Genomic DNA, 21058 nt, shown 5'->3' with positions numbered 1-21058 from the left:
GGCTACTGGTCCGAGGAGAAGCGCACCGCGCCGGCTGGTATCCGGGCGTCGCACCACACCCGGATGCCGCCGCGCAGTTCGTTGCCCTCGCCGATGACCGCGCCGTCGCCGATGACCGCGCCGTCCAGCACGGTGTCGGCTCCGATCCGCGCTCCGGCGCCGATCAGCGAGTCCCTGATGCGCGCGCCCGGTGCCACCACCGCGCCGTCCAGCAGGGCGCTGCCGTCGATCCGGGCACCGGCTCCGACCTGGGCCCTCGCTCCGGCGACGGTGCCGCCCGTGAGCTTGGCGTCCCCGGCCACCGCAGCGCTGTCCAGGATCAGCCGCTCCCCGCATCTGCCCGGCACGGCGGGCGAGGGCGCGCGGCCCAGTACGAGGTCGGCGGAGCCGCGTACGAACGACTCGGGGGTGCCCAGGTCGAGCCAGTAGGTGGAGTCGACCATGCCGTGCAGCTTCGCGCCCGCGGCCAGCAGTCCGGGGAAGGTCTCCCGCTCGACGGAGACCGGCCGCCCGGCGGGGATGGAGTCGATGACGGAACGGGTGAAGACGTAGGCCCCGGCGTTGATCTGGTCGGTGACGATCTCCTCGGGCGTCTGCGGCTTCTCCAGGAACGCGGTCACCCGGCCCGTGCCGTCCGTGGGGACGAGCCCGAAGGCGCGCGGGTCGGTCACCCGCGTCAGGTGCAGCGAGACATCCGCGGCGGCCCGGGTGTGCTGGTCGACCAGTGCGCGGATGTCGAGCCCGGAGAGGATGTCGCCGTTGAAGACGAGCACCGGCTCGTCGGGGCGCGAGTAGAGGCGGGAGGCGACGTTGCGGATGGCGCCGCCGGTGCCGAGCGGCTCCTCCTCGGTGACGTACTCCAGGTGGAGTCCCAGCTGGGACCCGTCCCCGAAGTACGGCTCGAAGACCTCGGCGAGATAAGAGGTGGCCATCACCACGTGGTCGACGCCCGCGGCGCGGGCCCGGGCGAGCTGGTGGCTGAGGAAGGGCACGCCTGCGGCGGGGACCATGGGCTTGGGGGTGTTCACCGTGAGCGGACGCAGCCGGGTGCCCTTGCCCCCGACCAGAAGGATCGCTTCTGTCACCTGTTGTCTCTGCTTCCTGCCGGGGTCCGCCGACCGCCCTTCGGGCGACCGGCGGACAGTGTATGCAGACACGCACGCACGCCTGGACGGCCCTGTGCGCCCGTCCCCGGCAGACGCTTCCGGCGGCTCGGTGGTTCACCCGCGAACTGTGTTCAGCGGCCTTGCAGGTGAGCCGCGGCGGTGCGGATCGAGTCGAGCTTGCCGTAGAGGCGGGCACCGGGGCACTCGGTGACATACCCGTCCTTGTGCCCGGAGACCGTGTGGAACCGAATCTTGCGGCCCTTCTTGAACTTGCCGCCGCCGGACTTCAGCCACGTCCTGCCCGCCGGGTCGACGCCGAACAGGCCCAGCTTCCAGGCGGTGAGCCGGGCGATGGCGTCGACCGCACGCTGCGGGGGCTTCGTCTTGTCGAAGGAGCCCAGGACGGCGATGCCCGTGGTGTCGGTGTTGAAGCCGTAGGTGTGGGCTCCCCGCACGGCCTTGGCCACCCCGCCGGACCGGCCTTCGTAGATGGTGCCGCACTTGTCGATGAGGAAGTTGTAGCCGATGTCCCGCCACTTGCTGCTCTTGACGTGGTAGCGGTACATCGCGCGGATGATGGAGGGCGCCTTCGAACACTTGTAGCTGTTCGACATCGCGGTGTGGTGCACGAAGGCGGCCTTCACGGTCTTGGTGTAGGCGTGCCCGGGCTCGCGGAGCTTCTCGTTCGCGCCCCAGCCCCTGCGGGTGACGATGCGGGGACGCGGGCCGACGAACGAGCCGCCCGTCTGGTACTCGGTCTCGGTCGCCTCCCTTGTGAGCTCGGGCAGTACGGCGCCGGTCCCGTTCTGGCCGCTCATCGCGCCGTCGCCGGATCCGGTTTCGCTTCCGGTCTGGGGATCGCTTCCGGTCTGGGGCTCGCCTCCGGTCGCCGGTTCGGTCCCGGTGTCGGGCGCCGAGCCGGACCCGGCTCCTGTGTCGGTTCCGGGGGCCTTCTCCGGGTCGGGCGCCTTGTCCGGGCCCGGGCCTCGGTCCGGCTCCGCCGTCTTCGGCTCTCCGGGGGGCTGCGCCGCGCCGGACTGCTCGCCCGGTCCCGGATCGACCAGTTCCAGACGGAGCCCGCCTGGGAGCGACACGCCGGCGGTCGCCGACTCGGGCAGGACACGGGCCTCGACTCCGTCTGACGGGCCGACCCACAGCGGGGCCGTGGCACCCCGGGCCCGGCCGCCCTCGTCGGCGGAACCGGCGCCACTGGCGTGGGCTTCCAGTTGCTGCCACTCCGACCAGCGGCCGGTGTCCGCGTCGCGGGCGCGTACTTCGACGCGCCCCCTCAGCGGCTGGTCCGCACGGTCCCAGACGACGCCGAGGAGTGAGTACGGGCGCACGGTGCGGGCGGAGACCACCCGCACGGCGGCGTCCTTCTCACCCGGCGCGCGGGGGCCGGCCGAAGGCTTGGGCGACTCGTCGAAGGAGAGCGACTGGGTGTGCCCTGGGACCGCGGGAGAGGACGGCGCGGACCGGGCGGACGGGGCAGCCGCGGAGGGGGACAGCGCGGCTGCCGGGACGAGGGGGGCGAGCGGCAACAGCAGGGCCGCCGCACTGGCGACACCGATCGATTGAGCGAGATTCGCACGCATACCCATGATCATGGACATATGTGATCATTCCTGTCTATTGACGCACCGCCAGCTGGGCGCCCGCGTACGCTTGCGCGAATGAACGACTCCGACCGCACCCCCGCCGACCTGCTGAACACCGCCCTGTCCGACGACCCGTCACGTCCCCTGGTGACGTACTACGACGACGCGACGGGCGAGCGTGTCGAGCTGTCCGTCGCGACGTTCGCCAACTGGGTGGCCAAGACCGCGAACCTGCTCCAGGACGAGTTGTCGGCCGAGCCCGACGACCGGCTCGCGCTGCTGCTGCCGGCGCACTGGCAGACGGCCGTATGGCTGCTGGCCTGCTCCTCGGTGGGTGTCGTCGCCGATCTGGGCGGCGACGCCTCCGGTGCCGACCTGGTGGTCAGCGGCCCCGACACCCTTGAGGCCGCTCGCACCTGCTCCGGCGAGCGGGTGGCGCTCAGCCTGCGGCCGATGGGCGGGCGCTTCCCGCAGCCGCCCGAGGGCTTCGTCGACTACGCCGTCGAGGTGCCGGGCCAGGGCGACCAGTTCGCCCCGTATGTTCCGGTCGATCCGGACGCGCCCGCTCTGGTACTGCCCGACGGCAGCGAACTGACGGGGGCCCGGACGGTGGAGCGGGCCCGCGCTGATGCCGCGGCGCGCGGACTGGAGCCCGGCGCGCGGATGCTGTCCGCGCTGCCGTACGACGGCTGGGAGGGCCTCAGCGCGGGACTGCTGGCACCGCTGGCGAGCGGCGGTTCGGTGGTGCTCGCCCCGCGGCTGGAGCGGCTGGACACCGCCTCGCTCGACCAGCGGAAGGCGAACGAGCGGGTCACGCACACCGCGCCGTGACGGCGAGGGCACCCAGGCGGCAGGAGCGCCCCCGAGGAGCGTGGCGGGCCGGATGAGTCAGGTGGTCCGTACAACCTTGCGAGTGGTTCGAGCGTCTGTCTTCGTAACCGGTGCACCCGTACGCCTGTACGCCCTGTACTCCGTGTGCGCCGGCGCCGCCACACGAGGGATGAACAGTCGTGACCGAACCGGGTACCACCGAAGCCGACCCCGGCGCTCCAGGCTCGACTTCCGTCCGCCCTCGCGCGCGCCGCTGGCTGCGCTGGGGGGCGCTGGGCGCCTCGGTCCTGGTGCTGGCCGTCGCCGCCACGGGCTGGTCCCTCTACCGGAAGCTGGACGGGAACATCCGTACCGACTCCGACACGGCCCAGGCGCTGGCACCGTACGAGAAGGAGCGCCCCACACCGGTGCGCGTCGCGGGCGAGGCCCGCAACATCCTCGTCCTGGGCTCGGACAACCGCGGCGACGGCAACGGTGCATACGGCCGGGACGAGGGCAGCCAGCGCTCGGACACGGCGATCCTGTTGCACATAGCCGCCGACGGACGCAGCGCGACGGGGATGTCGATACCGCGCGACCTGATGGTGGACATCCCCGCCTGCAGGCGGCCGGACGGTTCGCACAGCCGGGCACAGTTCGCCCAGTTCAACTGGGCGTTCCAGGCGGGCGGCGCGGCCTGTGCGATCCGCACCGTGGAGAAGATGACCGACATCCGTGTCGACCACCATCTGGTCGTCGACTTCCGGGGCTTCAAGAAGCTGGTGGACGCGGTGGGCGGGGTGGAGGTCTGCCTGGCCGAGCCGGTGCACGACCGGGAGGCGAAGCTCGACCTGCCCGCCGGGCGGCAGACGCTGGACGGCGAGGACGCGCTCGGATACGTCCGCGCCCGGCACGGTCTGGGCAACGGCAGCGACACCCAGCGCATAGAGCGACAGCAACGGTTTCTGGGATCTCTGGTGAAGAAGGTGCGCAGCAACGGCGTGCTACTGAATCCCACCCGTGCGTATCCGGTGCTGGATGCGGCGACCTCCTCATTGACCGCGGATTCCGGTCTTGATTCTCTCTCGGAACTGTACGAACTAGTGCGCAGCGTGCGGGATATCCCCGAAGACCACATCCGTTTTCTTACGGTGCCCCGCCGCTCCTACAGACTGGACATCAATCGGGACGAGCTGGTGCAGCCGGACGCCGACGAGCTCTTCACCAAGCTGCGCGAGGACCGCCCGGTACGCGTCGGGGACGCCGAAGCCCCGAAGGAGGCCCGGAAGGCGGGCGGAAAGGAGAAGGCGGACGGGCCGTACCGCGGAACGACGGCAGACCTGGACATCTGCGCGAACGAATGACGCTGGGAATGAGTCGAATTGACCGTTTCCGGGTGCACGGAATTTGTCACCGGCGTCGCTGGCCGCAGAACCTGCCGGATAGTGTGAGCGCTCCGGTCAGCCCCGGGGCGGCATCAGCAGCCGGTTCTATGGAGGACTTACGCAATCGTGGACGCGCAAGGCCGTGGGCACGCGGGAGATGTCGATCCCGCGGATCAGTGGGTGTTCAACCCGAACACCGGCAGCTATGAGCTGCGACTGAACCCCGTCGCCGACGACTCCGGTAGTCGGTACGGATCCCGCCGCACCTCGGCGCCGCGCCAGAGAAGTGCCTCCCCGGACGAGAGCGCCGGTACACCTGCCGACCCCGGCGCCGGTGAGCGTTCCGGGGGGCGCGGCGGTGACCGTGCGCGCCCCGGGGCCGGGGAGCGCCCCGGCGAGCGGGACGAGGGCCGGCCCGGCTCGCGGTCGGCGCGGCGCGCCGAGGCCAGACTCCCGGCCCAGCGGCGGGCCCGCGCCTCCGAGCGCGCCGCCTCGGCCGAGAGTGCGGGCAGGGGCGGCCGGGGGCGCAGAAAGGCCAAACGGCCGCTGTCCGGCAAGCAGAAGGCGCTGCGCATCGGCGGCGGCGTCGTCGGATTCGTGCTGGTGGCCGGCTGTGTGGCCGGTACCGTCTGGTACCAGAAGCTCAACGGCAACATCAGCAAGGTCGATGTCGGCGAGAACAACCCCGCCGTCACCGACGGTCCGGTCAACATCCTGGTCATCGGCACCGACGCCCGTGAGGGCAAGGGCAACACCGGCTACGGTGACGCGGGCAGCGTCGGGCACGCGGACACCACGTTCCTCTTCCACGTCTCCAAGGACCGCTCCAACGCGACAGCGCTTTCCATCCCGCGGGACATGATCACCGACATCCCCCAGTGCGAGGTCCGGGAGAACGGCCGCGTCAAGAAGACCATCCGCGGGCAACAGGGCGTGCGTTTCAACACCAGCCTGGGCCAGGAGGGCCGGGACCCGGGTTGCACCTGGCGCACCGTCGAGAAGCTCACCGGGGTGCAGATCCACCACTTCATGATGGCGGACTTCAACGCCGTCAAGGAGCTGTCCACGGCCGTGGGCGGCGTCGAGGTCTGCACCCGGAAGCCGATAAACGACCCGAAGTCGCATCTGAAGCTCAAGGCGGGCAAGCACGTCGTCAAGGGCGAGCAGGCCCTGGCGTTCGTCCGGACCCGGCACGCGGTCGGCTTCGGCAGCGACCTGGACCGGATCAAGCTGCAGCAGCAGTTCCTCAGCTCGATGATCCGCAAGATGAAGTCGGGTGACACGCTCTCCAGCCCGTCCAAGCTGTTCAAGCTGAGCAACGTGGCGACGAAGGCGCTGACGGTGGACGAGGGCATCGGCAGCGTGAAGAAGCTGATGGACTTGGCGAACGACCTCAAGCGGGTGAACATCAAGAACATCACCTTCGCCACGGTCCCGGTGGTGGACAATCCGAACGACCCGGCCACCGTCCTGCTCAACCGGCAGAAGGCCGACCCGCTGTTCAAGATGGTCCGCCAGGACAAGTCGCTGACCGGGAAGGACAAGAAGCGGAAGACGGCCGCGCCGAAGGCGAAGAAGGCCCCGGCCTCCCAGGTGAACGTCTCCATCATGAACGGCGGCGGCCCCCCGCGCGCGGCTGCCACCACGGTGGACTGGCTGCTCAACGAGGGCGTGGGCAGCGCGGCCTCCGGCGGCAACGCGCCGCAGCAGCTCTCCAAGACCCGGCTGGAGTTCGCACCCTCGGAGGAGGGAGAGGCGGCCCGGCTGGCCGACATGCTCAAGCTGCCGGCCTCGGCGCTCAAGAAGTCCGAGGGCGCGGGCCCCGGTATGAAGCTGACACTCGGCAAGGATTTCTCGGCCCCGGGCAAGCCACTCGGCGCGCCGGACAAGACGCCCTCCGGCGTCGAGAAGGTCAAGGCCGACGACAAGAACGTGTGTGCGAAGTGACACCTACCCCTCCGGAGCGTCCCGCCAGGCGTCCGGGGGCAGCACAACCTGAACATCTCGGGGAGGTCCCGTGCGGCAGAACGACACCGACGGCGGCAGGGAGGCGCAACACGGCGCCCCCACCGCCGCCGACCGCGGCTGGGACGAAAGCCTGTACGGAGACCCGGCGGGAGAGCACCCGGCAGGAAAGCAGCCGGCAGGAGAGCACCCGGCAGGAGCCGGCCCGGCCGGGGAGCGCTCCGCCGCAGGACGCTCCCCGGCCGGAGGGCACCCCGGCGGAGAGCGCCCGCACTCGCAGGACCCGAACCCCGAGAGCGCCTCGGCGGCACAGCCCGGAGCCGGCGGCGGCCGGGGCCAACGCCGCAGGAGACGCGGGGGCACGGAAGCCGACGCGGCGAGGGGCTCCGCGAGCCGGAGCGCGGCAGCGGTGAGCCGGGCCAAACGGCCCAGCCGGGCCAGGCGGGTGCTGCGCTGGTCCGCCGCCGTCCTCTCGGTGCTGATACTCGCCGTCGCGGCCTCGGGTTACCTCTACTACCGGCACCTCAACAGCAACCTCAGCAAGGACGAGCTCAACCTCGGAGACAACAAGCTCCACCACTCCGACCCCAACGCGGCGGGCCAGACCCCGCTGAACATCCTGCTGCTGGGCTCCGACTCGCGCGCCTCCAAGGAGAACGTACGGCTGGGCGGCTCCCGCGCCGACCGCGACCGGCCACCGCTGGCGGACGTACAGATGCTGCTGCACGTCTCGGCCGACCGCAGCAACATGTCGGTCATCTCCGTACCGCGTGACACCAGGACGACGATTCCCAAGTGCACCGACCCGGACGACAAGAAGGTCTATCCGGCGACCACGGACAAGATCAACACCAGCCTGCAGCACGGCGGACCCGGGTGCACCGTCGCCACCTGGGAAGAGATGACGGGCATCCCGATCGACCACTTCATGATGATCGATTTCTCGGGTGTGGTCTCCATGGCCGACGCGGTCGGCGGCGTCCCGGTCTGCGTCAAGGAGAACGTCCACGACCCCAAGTCGAAGCTGAAGCTGAAGAAGGGCACCTCCGTCATCAAGGGCGAGCAGGCGCTCAGCTGGCTGCGGACCCGGCACGGCTTCGGTGACGGTACGGACATAGGCCGCGCCAAGGCGCAGCACATGTACATGAACGCGATGGTGCGCCAGCTCAAGTCGGGCACCAAGCTGACCGACCCGGGCAAGCTGCGGCACCTGGCGGAGGCCGCCACCAAGGCGCTCACCGTCGACAAGGGCATCGGCTCCGTCAAGAAGCTCTACGACCTGGGCAACGACCTCAAGCGGGTCCCCACCAAGCGCATCACCATGGCCACCATGCCGTGGGAGTACGGGGGCGGCGGCAGCTATGTGCTGCCGAAGGAGGGCGACTCCGACAAGCTCTTCTCCCTCGTACGCAACGACGTGGCGCTCGACGGCAAGGACAAGAAGAAGGCCGAGGCCAGCAAGTCCGCACAGCCCACCGAGCCGTCGCAGCCGAAGGCCCGGATTCCGGTCAGCGTGATGAACGGCACCGGTACCGCGCTCCAGCAGCCGGTCACCGGCAGGGCGAGCGTCGTCGCGAGCACGCTGGTGAACAAGGGGTTCGGCCGGGCGGTGGCCAGCCGGACGCCCCAGTCGCGGGCGGACACCACCATCCTCTACCCGCGCGAGGAGCAGCGCGGTGACGCGCTGGCCGTCGCCAAGGCGCTGGGCATTCCCGAGCGGCTGGTCAAGCACTCCGCCGGCGCGCAGCAGGTCACCCTCATCATCGGCGCCGACTGGCGGGAGGGGTCGGCCTACCCCGAGAGCGAGGGCGGCGAGAGCGGCAAGAAGGACGAGCAGAAGGCGCCGGACAGTGCGGACGCGCTGCGCGGCGACGACAAGAAGGCGTGCATGGACGTCAATCCGAACTACACCTGGTGAGACGACCCACACCTGGTGAGGCGAGCTGCACCTGGTGAGGCGCTGACGCACAGCCATGAGTAAGGGGCGCCCTCCTTTGGAGGGCGCCCCTTACCGATGACGGACGCGGCTACCGGGTCGCGAGTACCGGCTCGCGGCGGCTGGCGATGACCTTGCGTGCCAGCTTCTTCGGGCTGGTCAGAAAGCCCCAGCCCCAGGACATGTGCATGGTGGCGAGCGCGACGGGGATCTGCGCGCGTGCCTTCAGCGGCAGCCCCCGGCCCGCCGGCAGCGATCCGGCGACGATGGCCGCCAGATAGCCGCCGGGCACCGCCAGCGCCCACGGCGTGACGGCGGCGCCCACCACCAGGCCTGCCGCGATGGCGCACACGGCGACCGGCGGGGCGAGGTAGCGCAGATTGATGGAGCCTGCGTGGTAGCGGGCCACGACGTGCCGCCAGCGGCCGTAGTTGCGGTACTGCTTGGCCAGGGCGCGCACGCTGGGCCGGGGCCGGTAGGAGACCCGCAGCTCGGGCGAGAACCAGATCAGGCCGCCCGCCTCGCGGATACGGAAGTTCAGCTCCCAGTCCTGCGCGCGGATGAACTCCTCGTTGTAGCCGCCCTGCTGCTCCAGCACCTCCCGGCGGAAGACGCCCAGGTAGACAGTCTCGGCCTCCCCCGCGGTGCCGCCGGTGTGGAAGGCGGCGTTGCCCACGCCGATCTTCGAGGTCATCGCCGCGGCGACGGCCTGCTCCCAGGCGTTCTCGCCCTCAGCGTGCATGATGCCGCCGACATTGGCGGCGCCGGTCTCCTCCAGCAGCCGTACGGCTGTGGCGATGTAGTCGGCGGAGAGCATGCCGTGGCCGTCGACCCGCACCACCACCGGGTGCCGGGACGCCTTGATCGCGGCGTTCAGCCCGGCCGGGGTGCGGCCGGTGGGATTGGGCACCGTGTGCACGCGGGGGTCCTCGGCGGCCAGCTCGGCGGCGATCTCGTCCGTGCGGTCCGTCGAGGGCCCCAGCGCGATGACCACTTCCAGCTCACCCTCGTAGCGCTGCTGAAGGATGTGCCGCACAGAGCTGCGCAGGTGCCGTTCCTCGTTGAGGACCGGCATGATCACGGAGACGGGGGGCTGGGCTGCGTCCGGGGTGGAGTCCGGGGAAGGACGTCGGTTCTCGCGAGTCACGGCGCTCACGTTACCGCGATCGGGGGAACGGTCCGTACGCCCGCGCGCCTTCCGCACCCCTCCGTGCCGGGCCCGTGCCGGGCCGGCGGGTACGCGCGAGCACGGGACGGCGTGTACGCACGATCCGGAGATCGTACCGGCATACAGTGTGGGAACTCTTAGTCACTTTATTGTCACCCTCGGTTCTGACTCTGTTCGTCCTCTGCGGAAGGCGGCCACTCTTGCCTCGACGCGCCTCCTCCCCCCACAAAGGCCCGCCCAAAGGGCCGCGCAACGGCCCCCGCAGGGCCCGCCAGGGCCCACGATGGGGTCTGCGGATCGCCACCGGCTCCTCCGTGCTGCTGCTGGTCGCCGGCGGCGTCGGGCACGCGATGGTGACGGGACTGAGCTCGGACGTACGCAGGGTCGACCCGTTCGACGGCCTGGACACCGACAGCCGCCCCAAGGTCGACAACGGCGTCAACTTCCTGGTCGTCGGCACCGACCGCAGAGACGGGCTCTCGGCGACCCAGAAAGAGCGGTACAACCTGGGCGGCTCGGCCTGCGACTGCACGGACACCATCCTGCTGGTGCACCTCTCCGGCGACCGGCACCGCGCCACCGTCGTCAGCCTCCCGCGCGACACCTACACCCGGCTGCCGCCGCACAAGAACCGGGCGACCGGCAAGCAGGTGCCCTCGCGGCCCGCCAAGCTCAACGCCGCCTACACCGCGGGCGGCGCTCCGCTGACCGTACGGACCGTGGAGAAGCTGACGGATGTGCACGTCGACCACTATCTGGAGGTCGACTTCACCAGCTTCATGAGCACCGTCGACGTGCTGGGCGGCGTCCCGGTCTGTACGACCAAGCGGCTCAAGGACAGCTACTCCGGGCTCGACCTGCCCAAGGGCACCACCAAACTGAACGGCGGACAGGCGCTGCAGTACGTACGGGCGCGGCACCTGGACGGCGGCTCGGACCTGAGCCGGATGAAGCGCCAGCAGCGCTTCCTCGCCTCGGTCATCTCCCGGGCCACCGACAGCGGGGTGCTGATGAACCCGGTCCGGTTCAACAAGGTGGCCACCACCTTGCTGGAGTCCGTACGCGCCGACGAGGACTTCGGCACCGAGCAGATGATGGCTCTCGGGCAGGCGATGCGCGGCTTCAAACCCGAGTCCTCGGAGTTCGCCTCCGTACCCCTGGCCGACGCCGACCACCGGGTGCCGGAGCTGGGCTCGACCGTCCTGTGGGACGAGCGCAAGGCGGCCAAGCTGTTCACGGCGCTGCGCGAGGACCGGCCGCTCTCCGGGCCGAGCCCCGCCCCGCGGGGCGGTCCTCCAAGGGTCGAGGTCGCCCCGCGCACCATCCAGGTCGAGGTCACCAACGCCACCGGCCGCCGAGGGCTCGGCGCCAAGATCGACCGCGGGCTGCGCGGTACGGGCTTCGCCACCACGGGCACCGCCACCAACGCGCGCCCTGTCCGGCCCGGCCGTACGACCATCACCTACGACCCGCGCTGGAACCGCTCCGCCAGGTCGCTGGCCGCGGCGCTGCCCGGCGCCGAACTGGTCGAGGCCGAGCGCAGGGGAGCCCGGATGCGGGTCACCGTCGACGACCCGCACCAGCGCGTGCGCCGCGTACGCCCCCCGGAGGTGGACAGCGCCCCGGGCGAGGCTCCGATGCGAGGGGACGAGGTCGACTGCGACTGAGCCAACGTCGGGGCGTACCCGGCGTGGTCCAGCCGGGGCGGCTCAGCCCGCGGAGCGGCTCGCGCGGAGTTCCTTGATGGCGCGGCGCCGGGCAAGCCGGTGGGTCCGGCGGATCTGGGCCTCCTGGTAGCGCCGCCGGTCGTGGTCCGTCTCAGGTATCACCGGGGGGACGGAACGGGGCTTGCCGTTCTCGTCGACCGCCGCGAACACCAGGTAGGCCGAGCCGACCTGGGTGGCGGGCGTGGACTCGTTCCAGCGCTCGGCCATGACGCGTACGCCGACCTCCAGAGAGGTCCGTCCCGTCCAGTTGCACTGCGCGTGCACGTGGACGAGGTCACCGACGCGGACAGGCGAGAGAAACGCCATCTCGTCCATGGACGCGGTGACCGCGGGCCCTTCGGAGTGGCGCCCGGCGACGGCGCCGGCGGCGTCGTCCACCAGCTTCATGATCACACCGCCGTGGACGGTTCCGAGGAGATTCGTGTCGGCCGCCGTCATGATGTGCGAGAGCGTTGTGCGCGACGCCGAGGTCGGCTTTCCGGGAAGGTCGTCCCCTGCCGACGTAGGGCCCTGATCAGTCATGACACCACCATAAGCGGACGGCCCCGACATCGTGTCGGCGCGGAGCAAGCCTGGCGGACCGCGCCATTTTGCATCAGAACTGCTACAGCCTGACCCCGAAGTGGTACCCGCCCTGTGTTCCGCCACCCGGGTGCAGGCACACTGCGGTGCATGAATGAGTGGCCCGACGGTTGGACCGACAGCTCGCGGGGCCGGGAGGGTCGTGGTCGCGGCGCGCCCCGTCCCGACCCCACACGTGTCATGCCCCACACATCGGCGCCCGGGGTTCCCCCGCAGACCCGCGGCCCGGGTCAGGGGGGCGGCCCGGGAGGGCCCGGATACGGTCCGGGCGGTGGCGGGTACGACGCGGGCCACGGTCAGCCGCAGGCGGGCTACGACTCCGGCTACAACGAGGGCCAGGTCTACGGCGGCGGCCGGGGCGGCGGGCGCGGCGACTACGGCGACCGTCCCAGGCCCGACTGGCGGCGCCGGACCAAGTGGACGCTGATCACGCTGGTCGTCGTCGTGCTGGTGTGGTCGGTCGGTACCTACTTCTGGGCCGACTCCAAGCTGCGCCGCGAGGTGGATCTCAGCATCGTCGAGGACCGTCCCGAGGGCGGCGACGGCACCAACTACCTCATCGTCGGCTCCGACAGCCGCGAGGGCATGAGCAAGGAGGAGCGGCAGAAGCTCCACACCGGCGGGCCCACCGACAAGGGCCGCACCGACTCGATCATGATTCTGCACGTCGGCAGCAACGGGAACACCATGATCTCGCTGCCGCGTGACTCGGACGTCGAGATCCCCTCCTTCACCGGGTCCGAGTCCGGCAAGCACTACCCGGCGCAGGGCAAGCACACGAAGATCAACGCCACCTACTCCATGGACGGCCCCGAGCTGCTGGTCCGTACGGTCGAGCACAACACCGGACTGCGGATCGACCACTACGCGGAGATCGGCTTCGGCGGCTTCGCGAAGATCGTGGACGCGGTCGGCGGCGTGGAGATGGACATCCCGCGCGACATCAAGGACGACAAGTCCGGCGCCGACTTCAAGAAGGGCAAGCAGACCCTCAACGGCCAGGAGGCGCTCGCCTTCGTCCGGACCCGTTACGCGCTGCCCGGCAGCGATCTGGACCGCACCAAGAACCAGCAGAAGTTCCTCTCCGCGCTGGCGAACCAGACCGCGACCCCGAGCACGGTCCTCAACCCGTTCAAGCTCTACCCGACGATGGGCGCCGGCCTGGACACCCTGAAGGTCGACAAGGACATGAGCCTGTGGAACGTCGCCTCGATGTTCTGGGCGATGAAGGGCGTCTCGGGCGGCGACGGCAAGTCCATGAACATGCCGATCGCGGGGCCGGCGCCCGGCGGGAACCTCCAGTGGGACAAGGCCAAGGTCAAAAAGCTCGTCAGCCAGCTCAACAACGACGAGAAGGTGACGGTGACCTCAGACCGCTGAGGCATCGGTTGTGACGTGCTGCTTGTGACGTGCCGCTCGTGACGCGCCGCTCGTGCGTTCAGCGCTCGCACAGGCACAGGCAGAAGGGGTGCCCTGCCGGGTCGAGGTAGACGCGGAAGTCCCGCGCGCCGTCCCCGTCGTCCTGGATGAGCCGGGCGCCCAGCGCCAGCGCCTCCTGCTCGGCTGCCTCGATCCGCGACGGCGGCACGTCCAGGTCGAGGTGGAACTGCTGGGAGTGGTCCTCGCTCGGCCACTGCGGCGGGACGAATCCGGGCGCCCGCTGGAACGCCAGTCGCCTGCGGCCGTCCTCGTCGAGAACCTCCGTCCACTCGCTGTCGCTGTCCGGGTCCACCTTCCAGCCGAGCAGCTGCGCGTAGAACTCCGCCAGCCGCCCGGGGTCGGGACAGTCCAGTACGACTACGCCCATCGTGGGGATGGCCATCGCGTGTCCTCTCGGTTGTCCGTCGTCGAACCACCACGGTCGGCGTTACCGCTAGACGGGTTCTAGTGGTAACGGCCGGGTTACCTCATGATGCGCCAGAACCGGTAACGTCACAAGAGTGGGAGACAGACAGGCGCCGGAACCACTCCTTCTGGTGCAGGAGTTGGCGAACACGCTGGACATCGAGACCGGTACGGACGAGCTGGCAGGACCGGAGGGCCTGGCCCGGTTCGTCAGCACGCATGGGTTGACGCGATTCGGCCTCGGCAAACCCGACCTGGCGGGGCTGAGGGAGCTCCGCGAGGCGCTGCGTGCCGCCTGTCTGGCCCATACGAGCGCCGGAGCCCACGCCGACGCCGCCGCGCAAACCGCCGCCCCGCAAACCGCCGCCGCGCACACCGGCGCGGCAGCGGTGCCGACGCAGGCCGCCGAGGCGCTGGAGCGGCACCTGGGCGCCGCACCCCTCGTCCTGCGGATCGGCGAGCAGGGTGAGGCCGCACTGGAGGCCGCGCCCGGCCTGACGGGCCTGCCCGCTTTCACCGCCCACCTCGCCGCCCGGATCGCCACCGCGGCGGGCGACGGCACCTGGCAGCGCCTGAAGGCGTGCGAGACGCACGACTGCCAGTGGGTCTACTACGACCGCAGCCCCGCCGGCCGCAGCCGCTGGTGCACCATGGCCGTCTGCGGCAGCCGCGCGAAGATGCGCGCCTACCGCGCGCGGCGCGCGCGGTAGGGGAAACCGGAGGACGCCTCGTGCGGGCCCGCACACCGCGACCCGCCACCGGCCCGGAGGCGGGCGGGATCACCCGCCGCCGGGGTCACAGCGTGGGGCGGCCCAGGGCGCGGAAGGTCCAGCCGGACTTGCGCCACAGCGTCGGGTCCAGCGTGTTGCGGCCGTCGAGAATGTGCCGGGCGGCGACGACGTCGCCCAGCTTCGCCGGGTCGAGCTCCTTGAACTCGGACCACTCGGTCAGGTGCAGCACCACATCGGCCCCCCGGGCGGCGTCCAGGGCACTGTCCGCGTAGCCCAGCGTGGGGAAGACGGCACGCGCGTTCCCCATGCCCTTCGGGTCGTACACCGTCACCTGGGCGCCCTGGAGGTGGAGCTGGCCCGCGACGTTGAGCGCGGGCGAGTCCCGTACGTCGTCCGAGTCGGGCTTGAAGGTGGCGCCGAGGACGGCGATGCGCTTGCCCAGCAGCGCACCGCCCAGCGCGTCCCGCGCCAGCTCGACCATCTGGGCGCGGCGGCGCATGTTGATGGAGTCGACCTCGCGCAGGAAGGTTAGCGCCTCGGACGCGCCCAGTTCTCCGGCGCGGGCCATGAAGGCGCGGATGTCCTTGGGCAGGCAGCCGCCGCCGAAGCCGATTCCGGCGCGGAGGAACTTGTGCCCGATGCGGTCGTCGTGGCCGATGGCCTCGGCGAGCTTGACGACGTCGCCGCCTGCGGCCTCGCAGACCTCGGCCATGGCGTTGATGAAGGAGATCTTCGTGGCGAGGAAGGAGTTCGCCGAGGTCTTCACCAGCTCGGCCGTGGCGAAGTCGGTGACCAGGAACGGGGTGCCCTCGGAGATGGGCCGTGCGTAGACCTCGCGCAGCAGTTCCTCGCCGCGCGGCCCGTCGGTCCCGACGACGATGCGGTCGGGGTGCAGGGTGTCCTTGACGGCGAAGCTCTCCCGCAGGAACTCCGGGTTCCACGCCAGCTCGGCCTCCTTGCCCGCGGGGGCCAGCTCGGCGATCCGGGCCGCGAGCCGCTCCGCGCTGCCGACCGGCACGGTGGATTTTCCGACGACCAGCGCGGGCCCGTGCAGGTGCGGGGCCAGCGACTCGACAGCACGCTGCACGTAACTCATGTCGGCGGCGAACTCGCCGTGCTTCTGCGGGGTGTTGACGCACACGAAGTGGACGTCACCGAAGGCGCCGAGCTCCTCCCAGGAGTCGGTGAAGCGCAGCCGCCCCGTGGAGCCCTCGACACCGGCGACGTGTGCCCGCAGCAGCTCCTCCAGGCCGGGCTCGAACATGGGCGCCTGCCCCTGCTCCAGCTTGCGCATCTTCTCCGGCACGACGTCGAGCCCCAGCACCTCGAAGCCCAGCTCGGCCATGGCGGCCGCGTGGGTGGCGCCGAGGTAGCCGAGGCCAATCACGGTGATCTTGGGCGAGGCCATGCGGGTAGCTCCTTGTGACGGCAGAACGCTGTCCGCGAGCATAACGGGGCGTCTCCTGTCGTGAACCTCACGTACCCCCGGGGAGGCATCCGCCACTAAAATCGGTGTTACTTAACGGTAATTAGCAGCGCAGGCAACCGGCGATCCACGACAGCACCCCAGGCATTCCGCATGCTCTCAAAGGAGTGAGACACCTTGGCGTCTGATTTCGACCTCTACCGGCCGTCCGAGGAGCACGAGATGCTCCGCGACTCGGTGCGCGCGCTCGCCGAGGCGAAGATCGCGCCGTACGCCGCCGAGGTGGACGAGGAGGCACGGTTCCCGCAGGAGGCGCTGGACGCGCTGGTGGCCAACGATCTGCACGCGGTGCACGTGCCGGAGGCGTACGGGGGCGCGGGCGCCGACGCGCTGGCCACCGTCATCGTCATCGAGGAGGTCGCCCGGGTGTGCGGCTCCTCCTCGCTCATCCCGGCCGTCAACAAGCTCGGCTCGCTCCCGGTGATCCTCTCCGCCTCTGAGGAGCTGAAGAAGCGGTATCTGACACCGCTCGCCAAGGGCGACGGGATGTTCTCGTACTGTCTGAGCGAGCCGGACGCCGGTTCGGACGCGGGCGGGATGAAGACCAAGGCCGTACGCGACGGGGACCACTGGGTGCTCAACGGCGTCAAGCGCTGGATCACCAACGCCGGCGTCTCCGACTACTACACGGTGATGGCCGTCACCGACCCGGACAAGCGCACCAAGGGCATCTCCGCCTTCGTGGTGGAGAAGGACGACGAGGGCGTCTCCTTCGGCGCCCCGGAGAAGAAGCTGGGCATCAAGGGCTCCCCCACGCGCGAGGTCTACCTGGACAATGTGCGCATTCCGGCCGACCGGATGATCGGCGCCGAGGGCACCGGCTTCGCCACCGCCATGAAGACCCTCGACCACACCCGTATCACCATCGCCGCGCAGGCCCTCGGTATCGCGCAGGGCGCCCTGGACTACGCGAAGGGGTATGTACAGGAGCGCAAGCAGTTCGGCAAGCCGATCGGCGACTTCCAGGGCGTGCAGTTCATGCTCGCCGACATGGCGATGAAGATCGAGGCGGCCCGGCAGCTGACCTACGCGGCCGCCGCGCGCTCCGAGCGGGTTTCCGAGGGCAGCGAGAAGGAGGACCTGACCTTCTTCGGCGCAGCCGCCAAGTGCTACGCCTCGGACGCCGCCATGGAGATCACCACGGACGCCGTCCAGCTGCTCGGCGGCTACGGCTACACGCGGGACTACCCGGTCGAGCGGATGATGCGGGACGCGAAGATCACGCAGATCTACGAGGGCACCAACCAGGTGCAGCGCATCGTGATGGCGCGGAACCTGCCGTAAGAGAGCATCTGGAGAACGGCGATGAGGGGCCGGCGTCCTGGGACGCCGGCCCCTCATATGTGCACGTGGCTCAGTGCCCCATGTCGCAGCAGCCGTCCCGGCGCAGCTGGCGGCTCACCTGCCGCCAGTGTGCTTCCTGTCCGCTCTCATGGGCGCGCACCCGCGCGTCGCTGCTGTAGGCGTCGATCAGATCCTTCTGCTCGTACGGGACGCCGCCACGGACCACGGTGACGGTGCGCACCAGTGAGTCGAAGTCGGTCAGCGGGTTGCCGTCCACCAGGGTGAGGTCGGCCAGCTTGCCCTCCTCCACGGTGCCCAGTTCGCGCTCGGCGCCGAACGCCCTGGCGGGCAGCACGGTGGCCGTACGCAGCGCCTCGTGCGGCTTGAGCCCCGCGCGGTGCAGGGCGCGGAGCGCCAGGTGGAGGTGGAGGCCGATCGGCACCAGGGGCTGGTCGGTGCCGAGCGCCACGAGGCCGCCCGCGGCGAGCACCCGCCGGTAGACGGCGGTTTCCACATCGAGCGTGGCCAGCTGGTCCTCGGTGGGCGGAGTGGCCGCCGACTGGCGTACGGCCTGCACGTCCCACGGGGGCAGCAGCCGGGTCACCCGCTCGTCCTCGGCCAGCTCCGGGTGGGCGCCCAGCAGCGGGACGGCGGTGAACGGCGTGGCGACGAGGTGGAAGTCGCCGGGTGTGGAGTAGATGCCGACGAGATCCTCGTAGGCGTGCCCGGTGGCGGTCGTGGCGTGGCCGAACTCCAGCCGCTGGGTGGCCTGGAGGTGCGTCGTCAGATCCTGGCCGATCTGTACGCCCGGGGTGCACAGGTGGCTGCCGGAGCGGACGCCGAGCTCTTCGTGCGCGTACTGCGCCGCTTGGCGCATCGCGGTGGCGGGCGCGCGTACGTACGTCTTGACGAAGTCCCAGTCGAGTGCGCCGCCGCGCTCAAGGGAGCGGCGCAGCCCCGCTTCCGTACGGTGCGCCCTGCCCATGCTGTAGGCGACGCGTGCGCCGTCCAGCAGTTCGCCGGTGGCCAGCAGTCTGGGTCCGGCGAGCTGTCCGGCGGCCACCGCCTCGCGCAGTCTGGCCTGTTCGTAGGCGAAGCCGCCGAAGGAGACCGCTGTGGTGATGCCGTAGGCGAGCTGGGTGACCGTCTGCCTGCCGCCGTACGTGGTCTGCCAGGGGTGCGTATGGGTGTCCCACAGGCCCGGCAGGACGGTCAGCCCGGAGGCGTCCAGCCGGCGCTCGGCGCGGCGCCCTGAGCGGTGCGGGGCGATCTCGGCGATCCGGCCGTCCCGCAGCACCAGATCGACGTCCTCGCGTACGCCCTCCCCTGTGCCGTCCCACAGCCGTCCGGCGTGCACCACGGTCTGCTTGGGCGCGGGCCTACGCCAGGACATCCCCAGCCGGACGGTGCGCGCCTCCCCCGGCTTTCCGTCCTTCACCCGGCGCAGCCGCAGCCTGCCCGCCGACAGATACAGCAGGGCGGAGGAGTCGCCCGACCAGGACGGGTGGTCGGCGCTCTCGTCGGAGAGCCGGCGCGCCTTGCCCGCCGGGCTGCCGTCACCGCCCACGGGCAGCACCCACAGGGCCGACTCGGACACGGCGGCCATCCACTTCCCGTCGGGCGACCAGACCGGCCCTGAGGCGTAGCGGTCGGCGAGCGAGGCGTGCGGTGCGAGCGGGTGCAGCGCTTCCGCGCCGCTGTCGGTCTCCAGCACCCGGATGAGGTTGTAGCCCTCGCGGAAGCGGTGGTTGAGCCGGTTGCGGTCGCACAGCGCGAGATGGCGGCCGTCCGGCGACCAGGTGGGCGGGCCCGGCAGGCCGCCCCCGCCCAGCGGGCCGGCCAGGGTGCGCTCCCGGCCGCTGTCCAGGTCCTTGACGAGCAGATTGCCCGCCATGTCCAGGCAGGCCAGCTTGTCGCCGTCCGGGGAGAGCGCGCCGAAGACGCGGCCGCCCCCTGCGAGCTCCTTCTCCTCGCCGGAGTCGAGTTCTCTGCGGCGTACGGCCAGCAGGCCGTCGCGGTCGTCGCTGTAGAGCAGCGCTTCGCCGTCCCGGGTGAAGGAGGGCGCGCAGATGTAGCGGGACTCGGACGCCTGGACGAGCTTGCGGGGCCGCCCCCGGCCGTCGGTGCGGGCCAGCCACAGCGCGTTGAGTGCGACATAGGCGACGTGCTCGCCGTCCGGGGAGAGGACGGGCTGCTGCACACCGCGCACGGGGTGGCTGCCCGGCGACTCGAAGCCGTAGTCCTTGACGCGGTAGCGGGGGCGCCGGGTGACCAGTTCGGCGGTGAAGGGGATGCGCTCGCCGGACTCGGGCCGGGACGGGCGCAGCAGCCGGAAGGTGCCGGAGACGGTCAGCAGCAGCGTCTCGCGATCGGTCCAGCGGGGCGGCACCGGCGCCAGGTCGCCCTCGATCCGTACGGGCTTCCCCTCGACGACCAGCGCGCAGGACGCCTTGGGCGCCGCTGTGGTGCGCAGGTAGGCGACCTTGCCGGAGGGCGAGACGGCGGGCGTCATCAGCGACACGCCCTCGGTGCTGTCCTCGTGCTCGGTACGGACGTCGCCGGAGCCGTTCGCGGCGACCGACACCAGGGTGCGCGCATCGAGCTGGGGGCCGCGCTCCCCGTCGGCCACGGTCCCTCGTACACACAGCACGCGCTCGCCGTCCGGTGACCAGGCCGGGTCGAAGTCCTCCCAGTCGCCGTCCTGGAGCGGACCGCCCTGCCCCTTGCGGCCGGTGAGGCGGGTGAGTTCGCCGCTGCGCACGTCCAGCACCCAGATGCGGTACGGGCTGCCCTTGACCGGGTCGCCTTCGCGTTCGGAGGCGAACGCGATCCGGGTGCCGTCCGGCGACCAGGCGGGGCCGCGGTCGTCCCAGGGCCCGTCGGTGCGCTGCTTCAGCCCTGAGCCGTCGGGGCGGAGGGTCCAGATGTGGAAGCCGCCGCCGTGGTAGGCGCAGACGGCGACCGTCTTGCCGTCGGGTGCGAGCACCGGGCGGGTCGGTTCCAGCACCGGGACGGTGAGCGGCTTCGCCTTGCCGCCCGAACGGGGGATGGACCAGAGGGTGTTCTGCATCTCCGCGATCACTCGGTCCGCGCCGGGCACCAGGGTGGCCGCGCCGTTGGTGGCGGCGGAGAAGGTGACGGTACGGGACTTCGTGTCGGCCTGGGCGAGGTCGGTGGCCTGAGCAGGTACGGCGGCTGGTACGGCGGCGGCCGGTGCGGTGAGGGCTGTGCCTCCCACAGCGAGTGCGCCGCCCGCGGCGGCCGATGCCTGGAGGAGCCGGCGCCGGGCGAGAGTGCTGGGAACGTCACCAGTTGAGGGGGTGACGTTTTCGGAGGTGGTGTGCGGGCCGGACGATTCGGAGGTGGCCAATGGTCCTCCCTGGACACGAGGGACGGGCCCGCTGATGCTCGCGGGCCCCGGTGGCGTGGTCAAGA

At 71.0% G+C, this 21058-nt stretch carries 15 protein-coding genes; 8 read left to right on the top strand and 7 right to left on the bottom strand.

Annotated features, from left to right (window positions below; all coding sequences use genetic code 11):
* Window positions 1–2: 2 nt before the first annotated feature.
* Window positions 3–1085 carry an NDP-sugar synthase gene (locus tag HC362_RS20235; protein WP_243085444.1) on the bottom strand — a complete coding sequence of 361 codons (1083 nt, stop codon included), beginning with the start codon at window positions 1083–1085 and terminating at the stop codon, window positions 3–5.
* A gap of 152 nt (window positions 1086–1237) precedes the next feature.
* Complete coding sequence (locus tag HC362_RS20230; RefSeq protein WP_243085443.1) at window positions 1238–2701, bottom strand: peptidoglycan recognition protein; 1464 nt, start codon at window positions 2699–2701, stop codon at window positions 1238–1240.
* Window positions 2702–2779: 78 nt separating this feature from the next.
* Between HC362_RS20230 and HC362_RS20225 the strand changes: the two genes are divergently transcribed.
* The 4 genes from HC362_RS20225 to HC362_RS20210 all read left to right on the top strand — a co-directional run bounded on the left by HC362_RS20225 (window position 2780) and on the right by HC362_RS20210 (window position 8782).
* On the top strand, window positions 2780–3535 hold the full coding sequence (locus HC362_RS20225; RefSeq protein WP_243085442.1) for a TIGR03089 family protein: 756 nt from the start codon (window positions 2780–2782) through the stop codon (window positions 3533–3535).
* Between the two features lie 179 nt (window positions 3536–3714).
* On the top strand, window positions 3715–4878 hold the full coding sequence (locus HC362_RS20220; protein ID WP_243085441.1) for an LCP family protein: 1164 nt from the start codon (window positions 3715–3717) through the stop codon (window positions 4876–4878).
* Window positions 4879–5025: 147 nt separating this feature from the next.
* Window positions 5026–6846, top strand: coding sequence for an LCP family protein (locus HC362_RS20215; RefSeq protein WP_243085440.1), 1821 nt, complete (start codon window positions 5026–5028; stop codon window positions 6844–6846).
* Window positions 6847–6916: 70 nt separating this feature from the next.
* Window positions 6917–8782 (top strand): LCP family protein, encoded by a 1866-nt coding sequence (locus HC362_RS20210; RefSeq protein WP_243085439.1) that lies wholly within the window; start codon window positions 6917–6919, stop codon window positions 8780–8782.
* Window positions 8783–8891: 109 nt separating this feature from the next.
* Here the strand turns inward: HC362_RS20210 and HC362_RS20205 are convergent, their stop codons facing one another.
* Entirely contained in the window at window positions 8892–9947 is a 1056-nt protein-coding gene (locus HC362_RS20205; RefSeq protein WP_279240127.1) for a glycosyltransferase family 2 protein, read from the bottom strand.
* Window positions 9948–10168: 221 nt separating this feature from the next.
* Here HC362_RS20205 and HC362_RS20200 point away from each other — a divergent pair, with 221 nt between their 5' ends.
* Window positions 10169–11635, top strand: coding sequence for an LCP family protein (locus HC362_RS20200; protein ID WP_243085438.1), 1467 nt, complete (start codon window positions 10169–10171; stop codon window positions 11633–11635).
* Between the two features lie 42 nt (window positions 11636–11677).
* On the opposite strand, the gene HC362_RS20195 is transcribed toward HC362_RS20200, so the two are convergent.
* Window positions 11678–12217 carry an acyl-CoA thioesterase gene (locus HC362_RS20195; protein WP_243085437.1) on the bottom strand — a complete coding sequence of 180 codons (540 nt, stop codon included), beginning with the start codon at window positions 12215–12217 and terminating at the stop codon, window positions 11678–11680.
* A gap of 150 nt (window positions 12218–12367) precedes the next feature.
* Here HC362_RS20195 and HC362_RS20190 point away from each other — a divergent pair, with 150 nt between their 5' ends.
* Window positions 12368–13657 carry an LCP family protein gene (locus tag HC362_RS20190; protein ID WP_243085436.1) on the top strand — a complete coding sequence of 430 codons (1290 nt, stop codon included), beginning with the start codon at window positions 12368–12370 and terminating at the stop codon, window positions 13655–13657.
* A gap of 58 nt (window positions 13658–13715) precedes the next feature.
* Here HC362_RS20190 and HC362_RS20185 read toward each other — a convergent pair whose 3' ends face one another.
* The gene (locus HC362_RS20185; RefSeq protein ID WP_243085435.1) at window positions 13716–14099 is read right to left on the bottom strand and encodes a VOC family protein; all 384 of its coding nucleotides are present in this window, start codon (window positions 14097–14099) and stop codon (window positions 13716–13718) included.
* 118 nt (window positions 14100–14217) lie between these two features.
* Here HC362_RS20185 and HC362_RS20180 point away from each other — a divergent pair, with 118 nt between their 5' ends.
* Entirely contained in the window at window positions 14218–14832 is a 615-nt protein-coding gene (locus HC362_RS20180; protein WP_243085434.1) for a CGNR zinc finger domain-containing protein, read from the top strand.
* Between the two features lie 85 nt (window positions 14833–14917).
* On the opposite strand, the gene HC362_RS20175 is transcribed toward HC362_RS20180, so the two are convergent.
* Window positions 14918–16261, bottom strand: coding sequence for a UDP-glucose/GDP-mannose dehydrogenase family protein (locus HC362_RS20175; protein ID WP_243085433.1), 1344 nt, complete (start codon window positions 16259–16261; stop codon window positions 14918–14920).
* 195 nt (window positions 16262–16456) lie between these two features.
* Here HC362_RS20175 and HC362_RS20170 point away from each other — a divergent pair, with 195 nt between their 5' ends.
* Window positions 16457–17623, top strand: coding sequence for an acyl-CoA dehydrogenase (locus tag HC362_RS20170; RefSeq protein WP_267878099.1), 1167 nt, complete (start codon window positions 16457–16459; stop codon window positions 17621–17623).
* Window positions 17624–17693: 70 nt separating this feature from the next.
* Here the strand turns inward: HC362_RS20170 and HC362_RS20165 are convergent, their stop codons facing one another.
* Window positions 17694–20993, bottom strand: coding sequence for an amidohydrolase family protein (locus HC362_RS20165; RefSeq protein WP_243085432.1), 3300 nt, complete (start codon window positions 20991–20993; stop codon window positions 17694–17696).
* Between the last annotated feature and the right edge of the window lie 65 nt (window positions 20994–21058).

Origin of the sequence: Streptomyces sp. 891-h, assembly GCF_022760275.1 — a bacterium.
In the GTDB taxonomy this organism is placed as follows: Bacteria; Actinomycetota; Actinomycetes; order Streptomycetales; family Streptomycetaceae; genus Streptomyces; species Streptomyces spirodelae.
This window is presented reverse-complemented; position numbering and strand designations above follow the sequence as displayed.